The sequence below is a fragment of the Stenotrophomonas sp. 2YAF22 genome (assembly GCF_052114665.1).
In the GTDB taxonomy this organism is placed as follows: Bacteria; Pseudomonadota; Gammaproteobacteria; order Xanthomonadales; family Xanthomonadaceae; genus Stenotrophomonas; species Stenotrophomonas indicatrix.
Window position 1 is genome coordinate 1 of sequence record NZ_JBFRFE010000072.1, and the last position, 10,470, is coordinate 10,470.

At 67.3% G+C, this 10,470-nt stretch carries 11 protein-coding genes; 7 read left to right on the forward strand and 4 right to left on the reverse strand.

Translation table 11 applies throughout. The features are described 5' to 3' along the window. Positions 1-95 precede the first annotated feature (95 nt). From AB4Y84_RS04830 to arsH, 3 genes are all read right to left on the reverse strand, one after another. Positions 96-1,838, reverse strand: coding sequence for a diguanylate cyclase (locus AB4Y84_RS04830; RefSeq protein WP_442243849.1), 1,743 nt, complete (start codon positions 1,836-1,838; stop codon positions 96-98). Between the two features lie 55 nt (positions 1,839-1,893). Further along, positions 1,894-2,919, reverse strand: a complete 1,026-nt coding sequence (locus tag AB4Y84_RS04835; protein ID WP_442243850.1) for an AI-2E family transporter — start codon at positions 2,917-2,919, stop codon at positions 1,894-1,896. Positions 2,920-3,004: 85 nt separating this feature from the next. Further along, a complete protein-coding gene (gene arsH / locus AB4Y84_RS04840; RefSeq protein WP_442243851.1) occupies positions 3,005-3,736 on the reverse strand; it encodes an arsenical resistance protein ArsH in 732 nt (243 codons plus the stop codon). A gap of 17 nt (positions 3,737-3,753) precedes the next feature. Between arsH and AB4Y84_RS04845 the strand changes: the two genes are divergently transcribed. The 4 genes from AB4Y84_RS04845 to AB4Y84_RS04860 all read left to right on the forward strand — a co-directional run bounded on the left by AB4Y84_RS04845 (position 3,754) and on the right by AB4Y84_RS04860 (position 6,226). Continuing rightward, the gene (locus AB4Y84_RS04845) at positions 3,754-4,083 is read left to right on the forward strand and encodes an ArsR/SmtB family transcription factor (RefSeq protein ID WP_108265344.1); all 330 of its coding nucleotides are present in this window, start codon (positions 3,754-3,756) and stop codon (positions 4,081-4,083) included. A gap of 15 nt (positions 4,084-4,098) precedes the next feature. Next, entirely contained in the window at positions 4,099-4,605 is a 507-nt protein-coding gene (locus AB4Y84_RS04850; protein WP_442243852.1) for an arsenate reductase ArsC, read from the forward strand. Between the two features lie 14 nt (positions 4,606-4,619). After that, positions 4,620-5,642 (forward strand): ACR3 family arsenite efflux transporter, encoded by a 1,023-nt coding sequence (arsB, locus tag AB4Y84_RS04855; protein WP_442243932.1) that lies wholly within the window; start codon positions 4,620-4,622, stop codon positions 5,640-5,642. A 191-nt stretch (positions 5,643-5,833) separates the two neighbouring features. Beyond that, a complete protein-coding gene (locus tag AB4Y84_RS04860; RefSeq protein ID WP_442243853.1) occupies positions 5,834-6,226 on the forward strand; it encodes a DoxX family protein in 393 nt (130 codons plus the stop codon). Between the two features lie 39 nt (positions 6,227-6,265). On the opposite strand, the gene AB4Y84_RS04865 is transcribed toward AB4Y84_RS04860, so the two are convergent. Then, a complete protein-coding gene (locus AB4Y84_RS04865; RefSeq protein ID WP_442243854.1) occupies positions 6,266-7,273 on the reverse strand; it encodes a LacI family DNA-binding transcriptional regulator in 1,008 nt (335 codons plus the stop codon). Positions 7,274-7,368: 95 nt separating this feature from the next. Here AB4Y84_RS04865 and AB4Y84_RS04870 point away from each other — a divergent pair, with 95 nt between their 5' ends. The 3 genes from AB4Y84_RS04870 to AB4Y84_RS04880 form a co-directional block, all read left to right on the forward strand. Beyond that, entirely contained in the window at positions 7,369-8,421 is a 1,053-nt protein-coding gene (locus AB4Y84_RS04870) for a sugar phosphate isomerase/epimerase family protein (protein WP_442243855.1), read from the forward strand. A 26-nt stretch (positions 8,422-8,447) separates the two neighbouring features. Then, a complete protein-coding gene (locus AB4Y84_RS04875; RefSeq protein ID WP_025873936.1) occupies positions 8,448-9,665 on the forward strand; it encodes a nucleoside permease in 1,218 nt (405 codons plus the stop codon). Between the two features lie 12 nt (positions 9,666-9,677). Continuing rightward, positions 9,678-10,470: Gfo/Idh/MocA family protein (locus AB4Y84_RS04880; RefSeq protein ID WP_442249832.1), on the forward strand; the 793-nt coding region annotated here is incomplete at its 3' end.

Consider the following 10,470-nt stretch of genomic DNA (forward strand, 5'->3'; position numbering starts at 1 on the left):
GTCACAACGGAACGCAGGGTCATGGCGTACTCCTCCGGCAGACGAGCGGTCAGTCTAGGCAGACGCGCGTGCGCTGGCGATGAACAAGACCGCCCTCAGCGCGGCGCACGCCCCCCCGAAGCCACCTGTACCCGGTCGCGGCCAAGCGATTTTGCCGCGTACATGGCCGTGTCGGCAGCACGTACCAGCGCGTGCCACCCAATCGGATCAAGCGTGCCCTGGGCAACACCGAAACTGGCGGTGACCCGCAGGATGTCGCTGCTGCTCAGCACGATGTCTTTCCCGCGCAATGCCGCCCGCAGCGACTCGGCCAGCTGCCGACCACTGGCCAGATCGCCGTCGGCCAGCAGCACCAGGAATTCCTCGCCGCCGTAGCGGGCAATGCTGTCGTTGCGGCGCAGGTGGCTGCGCAGCAACTGCGCTACCTGCGCCAGCACATCGTCACCGGCCGCATGGCCCTGCCCATCGTTGATCGACTTGAAATGATCGACGTCCAGCAGAATCACCACCGCCTGCGTGCATCCATCGGCATGTCGCTGTCGCACCAGTTCCTCCAGCGAGCGCCGGTTCAACAGGCCGGTCAGCTGATCGGTATCGGCCAGCTCGCGCAGTTCACGGGTCAATGCCGAACGCTGGTGCGACTTCGCCCGCAGCACCTCGATGGCATCGAACAGGCGCTGCATTTCCGCCATCGGGTGGGTGGCATGCTGCTCGGCGCCCGGCGCATCCGAGGCGATCTGGATCACCTGCGCCTGCGCCTGCAGCAACGGCCGCAGGATCTGCACATGGGCGATGCGCAGTGCCAGCGCAAGCAGCAGCAACGTCCCCAATGCAGTGGCGGCCAGTACAGCCAGGCGTACCGCTTCCTTGTTGCGGGTGTGCTCGAAGCGTGCAATGGAAACGCCGAGGTAGCCATCGCGCAGCGCTTCCAGCGATTGCAGGGTGGGCACGTAGCGTGCGGTGAACTCGGCTGCCGACCAAGGTGGCGATACGCCGCGCCGGCCATCTTCGATCAGCTGTTCCACCATCGGCAGCGACTGGCCGAAGAACTGCCGTCGCGCCATGTCCCAATGCCAGGACAGCGTCGGCTCACTGCGGAATACCGACTCGTGGCTGGCGGCCAACCGCCACAGCTCCAGCAGGCGGCCTTCGGTCTGCTGCGCGGCGCGCACCTGTGGCTCCCGCCACGCACCAGGCACGGCCAGCGGCGCCATCACGTTCGATGCCAAGCGGCCACCATGTTCGCGCAGGTCGATCAGGATCTGCCCCTGCATGGCCGGAATCGCGGCTTCGCGATCGGCGGCGACCAGATCGCTGATCTGCACCGAGGTCAGCGCCTGCAGCCGGTCGTACACCGCGAACATGCTGTTGATCGCGTGCTCTACATCCTCCGCCGAGCGCTCGCCTCTGGGCAACGCGGCGACCCGGTCCACTGCAGCGCGCGCGGTCTGCAGCCGCCGCCGCGCTTCATGCAGGCGCGGTGTTTCGTCCACCACCCGCGGGTCGGTCTGGAAAACGCTCTGCAGGCGCTGCGTCGCTGCGTCCACCCGCTGCCTGGCGACCGCCAGCTGCGCGGCCAGTCGGCGCTGCTCCTGCACATCGGTGCTGTCGGCGCCGAGCAGGCTGTTGGCCGGTCCACGCTCGGCCGACACCAGATTGGCCAGTTCGAAGGTCTGCCGCAGTTGCTGCAGGCTGACCAGGTTGGCCTCGGCTTCGGTGTAGCGCTGCGTGCCCTGCACCAGCGCGATGGCCATCAGCGGCAGCGTGCACAGCACGAACAGGCCACCGAGGATCCAGAGCCAGGTCTGCAGTCCGTTGGGCGATGCCCTGCGGCCCATCGATGTATCCCCTGGCGTGTGGATCAGTGTAGCGCTCTGCCCGGGTGAAGGCGGGTCAGATCCAGCGCTGGTCCACCAGCTCGCGCTTCACATAGGCGTAGAACACCGGCGCAGCCACCAACCCGGGCAGGCCGAAGGCCGCTTCCATCACCAGCATGGCCAGCAGCAATTCCCAGGCGCGTGCCTGGATCTCGCCGCCGACGATGCGCGCGTTGAGGAAGTACTCCAGCTTGTGGATCACCACCAGGTACAGCAGCGCAGCCACGGCCACATAGAACGACACCGACAACGCGACGATGGCGATGATGGTGTTGGAGATGATGTTGCCCACCACCGGCAGCAGGCCCGCCAGGAAGGTGATCAGCACCAGCGTCTTCGACAACGGCAGGTGCACGCCGAACAGCGGCAGCACGCCCAGCAGGAAGATGGCGGTGAACACGGTGTTGAGCAGCGAGATCTTCACCTGCGCGAACACCACCTGGCGGAACGCGGTGGCCAGGCGGCTGGTGCGGCCGATCAGTTCCTGCGCCAGCGGGCCCATCTTCGGCAGCGGCAGTTCGTCGTACAGCGCGATCATCGCGCCCAGCACCATGCCGATCAGCACCCGCACGCCCACCTGCACCACCGATGTGCCGGCCACGCCCAGCTGGCGCTGGTGCTCGGCGGCCCATTCGTTCACGGCGGCGCGCAGCGCCGTCAGATCCTCGGGAATGTAGGGCTGCAGCAGGGCCGGCACCTGGTGGCGCGAGGTGTTGAGGATGTCCATCAACCGCGCCAGCAGCACGTCCGGGCCACCGGTCTCGTTGCGGAAGAACGAGGCCACGCCGATACCGGCCAGCACCAGCACGCTGATGATCGCCGCCGACAGCACGATCACCGCGATCGCCCGCGCTCGACCGGGACGCAGCTTGCCTTCCACGGTGGAGGCCAGCACATGGGTCAGCTGGAACACCAGCAGGCCCGACAGCAGGGTCACCACCAGGCCAAGCTTCAGTGCCAGCCACATGCCCAGCAGCATCATCAGCCAGGCGGCGATGCGTGCGGCGGGAGGCCTGGGCAGGGTCGGGATGACGATGGACATCGGGGCACATCCTGGTGGGGTGGCCCATGGTAGTGGATTGAGGTGATGCGCCCGCGCATGCGCGTCCCTGCGGCTCCGCGTGCCGTCAACGTGCGACCACCGCCCCTGCCGAACATGCCAGTGCGGCCGCCTGCTGATCACCCTTGCGCTCGCTGTAGCGAGCCACCAGGTAGTCCGAACGATCCCGCGTGAGCAGGGTGAACTTGACCAGTTCCTCCATCACATCCACCACCCGGTCGTAGTACGCCGAGGGTTTCATCCGCCCGCTCTCGTCGAACTCCTGCCATGCCTTGGCCACCGAAGACTGGTTGGGGATGGTCAGCATGCGCATCCACCGCCCCAGCACGCGCAGCGTGTTGACCGTGTTGAACGACTGCGAACCGCCACTGACCTGCATCACCGCCAGCGTCCTGCCCTGCGTCGGGCGCACGCTGCCATCTTCCAGCGGCAGCCAGTCGATCTGGTTCTTGAACACGCCGGTGACCGTGCCGTGGCGCTCCGGGCTGATCCAGACCTGGCCTTCGGACCATTGCGACCACGCGCGCAGGCGCTGCACTTCAGGGTGATCGGCGCCGACGCTGTCGAGCATGGGCAACGCATGCGGATCGAACACCCGGGTCTCGCAGCCGAGGTGGCGCAGCAGGCGCTCGGCCTCCAGCGCCAGCTTGCGGCTGAACGACTGCGGGCGCAGCGAGCCATACAGCAGCAGGATCCGCGGCGGGTGTGCGCGGCCGGCGCCCAGCAGGGACGGGTCGGGCTGGGGAAGCGAGGCTTCGACCAGATTCGGAAGGGTGGCGCTTGCGACGGATTCGTTCATTCGACTATTCTAGAAATATGGAAACGAAGAATGCAATCGCCGCCCTCACTGCCCTCGGCCATGCCACCCGCCTGGCCGCCTTCCGGTTGCTGGTGGAAGCCGGCCCGGCCGGCCGCATGGCCGGCGACATCGGCAGCGCCCTGCAGGTGCCGCCGGCCACGCTCAGCTTCCACCTGAAGGAGCTGCTGCAGGCCGGGCTGGTCGAGAGCGAGAGCCAGGGCCGCAACGTCTGCTACCGCGCCAATTTCAGCGCCATGACCGGCCTGATCGATTACCTGACCCACAACTGCTGCGCAGGCTCGCCCGATCCGGCCTGCAGCCCGACGTCCCCTGATTGCGCCTGCTGACCGGAGATCCGCTTCGTGACCACCCAACGCGTCCTGTTCCTGTGCACGGGCAATTCCGCCCGCAGCGTCCTTGCCGAAGCCACGCTGCGGGCGTGGGCCGGTCATCGCTTCGAGGTCTTCAGCGCCGGCAGCCAGCCCACCGGCAAGGTCAATCCGTTCGCACTTGCGCAGTTGCAGGCCGAGGGCATTGCAACGGCAGGCCTGCGCAGCAAATCGTGGGACGAGTTCGCCGACGGCGCGCCGATGGACCTGGTGATCACGGTCTGCGATGCCGCGGCCGCCGAGGCATGCCCGGTGGTGTTCGGCGATTTCGTCCGCGCGCACTGGGGCCTGCCTGATCCGGCCGCCGTCGATGGCAGCGCGGAGGACAAGGCGGCTGCGTTCGCGCAGGCCCACGCCATCGTCAAGGCACGGTTGCTGGCCCTTCTGGCATTGCCGGCAGCTACATGGTCCGACCGCGGGCCCTTGAAAGACGCGCTGGATCGCATTGGTTTCGTGCAGCCCGGGGACGGCCAGGCGTGAGCGCACCGGCACCGATGGGATTGTTCGAGCGTTACCTGACCCTGTGGGTGGCGCTGTGCATCGTGGCCGGCACCCTGCTTGGCCACGCGCTGCCGCAGCCATTCGCTGCGCTGGCGTCGGCGGAGGTGGCCAAGGTCAACCTGCCCATCGCGGTGCTGATCTGGCTGATGATCATCCCGATGCTGCTGCGGGTCGATTTCAGTGCGATGCGCCAGCTCGGCCAGCACTGGAAAGGCATCGGGGTGACGCTGTTCATCAACTGGGCAGTCAAGCCTTTCTCGATGGCGTTGCTGGGTTGGTTCTTCCTGCGCCACGTGTTCGCCGACGCGCTGCCCGCCGCGCAGATCGACAGCTACATCGCCGGGCTGATCCTGCTGGCAGCAGCGCCCTGCACCGCGATGGTCTTCGTGTGGAGCAACCTGTGCCGCGGCGATGCCAACTTCACCCTCAGCCAGGTGGCGTTGAACGACGCGATCATGGTGGTGGCGTATGCACCGGTGGTAGCGCTGCTGCTGGGCCTGTCGGCGATCAGCATGCCGTGGGACACGCTGCTGCTGTCGGTGTCGCTGTACATCATCGCGCCGGTGCTGGTGGCCGCACTGCTGCGGCGCTGGATGCTGGCCCGCAATGGAGAGGCGGGCCTGCAGTCTGCGCTGCGGACGCTGGGCCCGGTCTCGCTGCTGGCCCTGCTGCTGACGCTTGTGCTGCTGTTCGGCTTCCAGGGCGAGCAGATCGTTCGGCAGCCGCTGGTCATCGCCATCCTGGCGGTGCCGATCCTGATCCAGGTCTACTTCAACTCAGGGCTGGCCTACCTGCTCAACCGGCGCCTGGGTGTTGCCCACTGCGTGGCCGGTCCCTCGGCGCTGATCGGCGCCAGCAACTTCTTCGAACTGGCCGTGGCCACCGCCGTGGGCCTGTTCGGCGTGCATTCCGGCGCGGCGCTGGCGACCGTGGTCGGCGTGTTGATCGAAGTACCGGTGATGTTGTCGGTGGTGCGCATCGTCAATGCATCGCGCGGGTGGTATGAGCGACGCTGAGGCAGGGCCGCGCCGTGCGCATGTCCGCAGGCTCTCGGCGCCATCGGTGTCAACACCGACTTCACCCGCGATGGGCTTCGATGGCCGCACAGGAGATTCTGCCGCTACGCCCGGGTGGTGATGGGCAGGCGCATACCGCCCTCTACATCTTCTCGACCATCCACCCGCCCCGCCACCCTGAGGACGTTGCCGTGAACACATCACTTCACTCTCTTGCGAAGCTGGCCGCCCGCGTGTTGCTGATGCTGCTGTTCCTGGTATCGGGCCTGGGCAAGCTGTCCGACCCGGCGGCAACACAGGGCTACATGGCGGCGATGGGTCTTCCCGGCATCCTGTTGTGGCCCACCATCCTGTTCGAGATCGGCACGGCCCTGTGCATCCTGCTCGGTTTCCAGACCCGGGCAGTGGCCGCGGTGCTGGCCGCCTTCAGCCTGGTCACGGCCTTCATCTTCCACCACCAGCTCGCCGACCCGGTGCAGCAGATCATGTTCCTGAAAAATCTGGCCATCGCCGGCGGCTTCCTGCTGCTGGCCTGCAGCGGGCCTGGCCGCTTCAGCGTGGACGCCAGGCGCAGCAAGCCCTGAGCCGGGCAAAGCGCGGCATCCCGCCGCCCTGCCCTTGTCTCAGCGACCCTTGGGCGGGGCCGTCGAGCCCCGCACCATCAGGCTGAACTCCAGCGTCTGCTGACGCGGCACATCGACCTGTTCGATGATGGCGAGCAGCAGGTTGACTGCGCGCTCGCCGATCTCCCGCATCGGCTGCCTGATGGTCGTCAACGGAGGCGTCAGATAACGCGATGACGCCAGGTCGTCGAAGCCGACGATGGAGACGTCATCCGGTACGCGGATGCCCAGATCCCGGCAGGCTGCCAGCGCACCCAGCGCCATCTGGTCGCTGAAGCAGAAGATTGCGGTGGGTGCGGTTGCGGGCGGCAGCAGCGCCATCGCGGCCGCATGGCCGGACTCCACGGAAAAGTCACCCGGCACGACGCTGAGGTGGCGCAGGCGGCCACGCGCCCTGCCGGCGGCGCGCACGCCTTCCAGCCGTTGCGTGTGCAGGGGATTGTCGGGCGGTCCGCCGACCACAGCGATCCGCTCGTGCCCCAGTCCGTACAGGTGTTCCATCACAGCGCGCGCGGCGGCGGCGTTGTCGATGTGGACGCTGGGAATGCCCAGCGCGGGGTCGAACTCGCAGCCGTTGACCACCGGCGCGGCGACACCCCGTTGCTCGACGATATCGCGCGCTGTCGGCGGCAGGCGATGCCCCAGCACGATCAGGCCATCGGCCTCGTTGCGCCGGAGCATCTGCGCGTAACGCTCCTCGCGCTCGGGCAGGTTCTGGGTATCGCCCAACAAGACGGCGTAGCCGACGGCCTGCGCCGCGTCCTCCGCGCCCTGCAGGATCTGCGCGAAGAACGGGTTGGCGATGTCCGGCACGGTGACCAGGATCTTGCCGCTGCGCTGGGTCTTGAGTGTCCTGGCCACCGTGTTGGGCACGTAGCCCAGCGCAGCAGCGGCCTGCTCGATGCGCGCGCGTGTAGCCGGCAGCACTTTGTCCGGCCGGGAAAGCGCTCGCGACACCGTGCCTGCGGAGACGCCGACGTGCCTTGCGATGTCGTAGATGGTGGCCATGGCGTTACCTCTTCCTTCCGCTGTGCAGTGCACAACGGGTCTTTCGAATGCCCCTGCTAGGATAATGCAATCGATTGCATCGAGGGCGAATCAACGTGAAGACGCTCAAGGGTCCAGCGCTGTTCCTGGCGCAGTTCATCGGCGACACACCTCCCTTTGATCGGCTGGACACGCTGGCCGGATGGGCCGCGGGGCTGGGCTATTCTGGCGTACAAGTGCCGACCAGCGCGCCCCACCTGTTCGATCTGGCCGAGGCGGCGCGCAGCCAGGCGTACTGCGACGACATTGCCGGCATGCTGGCCGGACATGGCGTGCAGATCACCGAGCTGTCCACCCACCTGCAGGGGCAGCTGGTTGCAGTCCATCCGGCCTATGACAGCCTGTTCGACGGATTCGCGCCGCCGGACAAGCGTGGCGATCCGGCCGCCCGCCAGGCCTGGGCGGTGCAGCAGCTGCTGCTGGCCGCGAAGGCCAGCCAGCGCCTGGGCCTGACCGCGCATGCCACGTTCTCCGGCGCGCTGGCCTGGCCCTACTTCTACCCCTGGCCGCAACGCCCGCCTGGTCTTGTGGAAGAAGCCTTCGCCGAACTTGGCCGCCGCTGGCGCCCCATCCTGGATGCGTTCGACGCGTGCGGCGTGGACCTGTGCTTCGAGATCCACCCGGGCGAGGACCTGCATGACGGCGCGACCTTCGAGCGCTTCCTCGACGTGGTGGACCACCATCCCCGCGCGAAGATCCTGTACGACCCCAGCCATCTGCTGCTGCAGCAGATGGACTACCTCGGCTTCATCGACCGTTACCACGATCGCATCGGCATCTTCCACGTCAAGGACGCGGAATATCACCCCAGTGCCAGCAGTGGCGTGTATGGCGGCTACCAGGACTGGATCGATCGTCCGGGGCGGTTCCGATCACTCGGCGATGGGCAGATCGACTTCAAGGCGATCTTCTCGAAATTCGCCCAGTACGACTTCCCCGGCTGGGCAGTACTGGAATGGGAGTGCTGCCTGAAGCACCCGGAAGACGGTGCACGGGAAGGAGCCGCCTTCATCCGCGACCACATCATCCGCGTGACCGAACGCGCCTTCGACGACTTTGCCGACAGCGGCACCGATCCCGGATCACTGCGCCGCATGCTCGGGATCTGAGACATCACTGCCTGGGAGGGCAAGCCATGACGCACACCATGTCGCGCTTGGGCGCGATGATGTTTCTGCAGTTCTTCATCTGGGGGGCATGGTTCGTCACCCTGGGAACCTATCTGGTGCAGGGCCCGCTGCAGGCCAGCGCAAGCCAAGTGGCGACGGCCTTCCTCAGCCAGTCCATCGGTGCCATCGTCGCGCCCTTCCTGGTTGGCCTGATCGCTGACCGCTACTTCGCGGCGCAGCGCATCCTTGCGGTCCTGCACCTGGCTGGCGCAGTGCTGATGTGGCTGGCGTCCACCGCAACCAGCTTCAGCATGTTCTCCGCCTGCGTCATGGGCTACATGCTGCTGTTCATGCCGACGCTGGCACTGGCCAACAGCGTGGCGATGCGGCACATGCAGTCGCCCGAGAAACAGTTCCCGCTGGTGCGGGTGGCCGGCAGCGTCGGCTGGATCGTTGCAGGCGTGCTGATCGGCTGGCTGGGCTGGGAACAGGCGCACCGGCTCGAGCTGACCTTCCGGATGGCGGCGATGGCGTCGCTGGCGCTGGGCCTGTATGCGTTCACCCTGCCGCACACCCCGCCGCTGGCGCAGCAGCGCGATGCCGGCCTGGGGCAGATCCTGGGGCTGGATTCGCTGCGCCTGCTGAAGTCACGCTCGTACCTGGTGTTCTTCCTTGCGTCCATCGCGATCTGCATCCCGCTGGCGTTCTACTACAACTTCACCAACCCGTATCTCAACGACCTGGGCGTGCGCGGCGCGGCGGGCCTGCAGTCGCTGGGACAGGTCTCCGAAGTCCTGCTGATGCTGGCCATGCCGTTCCTGTTCGTGCGCCTGGGGGTGAAGACGATGCTGGCGGTGGGCATGGCCGCATGGGTCGTGCGTTACGTCATGTTCGCCTTTGGCGATGCGGGCGGCGGCTTCTCGCTGCTTGTGATCGGCATCGTGCTGCACGGCATCTGCTACGACTTCTTCTTCGTCACCGGCCAGATCTACACCGATGCGCATGCCGGGCCCGCCGCGCGCAGCAGCGCGCAGGGCTTCATCACCCTGGCAACGTACGGCGTGGGCATGCTGATCGGCACGTTCCTGTCCGGCGCGGTGGTGGAGCACTTCACCACTGCAGCCGGTCCGGACTGGCAGCAGATCTGGCTGTTCCCGGCAGGGGTCGCGCTGCTCGTGCTGATCGCCTTCCTGCTGCTGTTCCGCGACCGGCCAGTGGTTGCGGCCGCACCTTCCACGCCCTGAGGACCCTACCTGATGCCAAAGCCTGGAATCGCCATCGTAGGCACGGGAATGATCGGTGCCGTGCACCGTCGCGCGGCGCTGCTGGCGGGTGCCGACATCCGTGGCGTGGCCGCCTCTTCTCCGCAGCGCGCACGCGACGTGGCGCAGGCGTGGGGTGTCCCGCGTGCCTATCGGGACATCGAGGAGGTGGTCGCCGATCCACAGGTGCAGGTCGTGCACGTATGCACGCCCAACCACCTGCACCGTCCCATGGCACAGGCCGCACTGGAAGCCGGCAAGCACGTGGTCTGCGAGAAGCCGCTGGCCACCACGCTGGAGGACGCCCGGGCGCTGGCAGCATTGGCGGCCGCCAACGCGCTGGTCGCCACGGTGCCCTTCGTCTACCGCTACCACCCGGTGGTCCGCGAGGCGCGCGCACGCATCGCCCATGGCGAACTGGGGCCGCTGCACCTGATTCACGGCAGCTACCTGCAGGACTGGCTGCTGGACCCGGCCAGCAACAACTGGCGCGTGGACCCGGCGCTGGGCGGCGCGTCGCGCGTGTTCGCCGACATCGGCTCGCACTGGTGCGACCTGGTGGAATGGGTCAGCGGCGAGCGCTTCACCGAGGTCAGCGCGGCGTTCGACACGGTGATCGCCGAACGCAGCACCGACACCGGGCAAAGCTTCACCACAGCAGCGGCCGGTGGCGCGATGCAGGCGGTCACCAGCGAGGACGTGGCCGCGGCGATGTTCCGTACCGGCGCCGGGACGCTGGCATCGTTGACGGTCAGCCAGGTATCGGCCGGACGCCACAACCGTCTCT

What these genes read in the sequence shown, in the direction of transcription:
- AB4Y84_RS04830 (WP_442243849.1), bottom strand. Translation starts at nt 1,838, where the DNA reads ATGGGCCGCAGGGCATCGCCCAACGGACTGCAGACCTGGCTCTGGATC.
- arsB (WP_442243932.1), top strand. Translation starts at nt 4,620, where the DNA reads ATGGGATTGTTCGAGCGTTACCTGACCCTGTGGGTGGCGCTGTGCATC.
- arsH (WP_442243851.1), bottom strand. Translation starts at nt 3,736, where the DNA reads ATGAACGAATCCGTCGCAAGCGCCACCCTTCCGAATCTGGTCGAAGCC.
- AB4Y84_RS04835 (WP_442243850.1), bottom strand. Translation starts at nt 2,919, where the DNA reads ATGTCCATCGTCATCCCGACCCTGCCCAGGCCTCCCGCCGCACGCATC.
- AB4Y84_RS04845 (WP_108265344.1), top strand. Translation starts at nt 3,754, where the DNA reads ATGGAAACGAAGAATGCAATCGCCGCCCTCACTGCCCTCGGCCATGCC.
- AB4Y84_RS04875 (WP_025873936.1), top strand. Translation starts at nt 8,448, where the DNA reads ATGACGCACACCATGTCGCGCTTGGGCGCGATGATGTTTCTGCAGTTC.
- AB4Y84_RS04865 (WP_442243854.1), bottom strand. Translation starts at nt 7,273, where the DNA reads ATGGCCACCATCTACGACATCGCAAGGCACGTCGGCGTCTCCGCAGGC.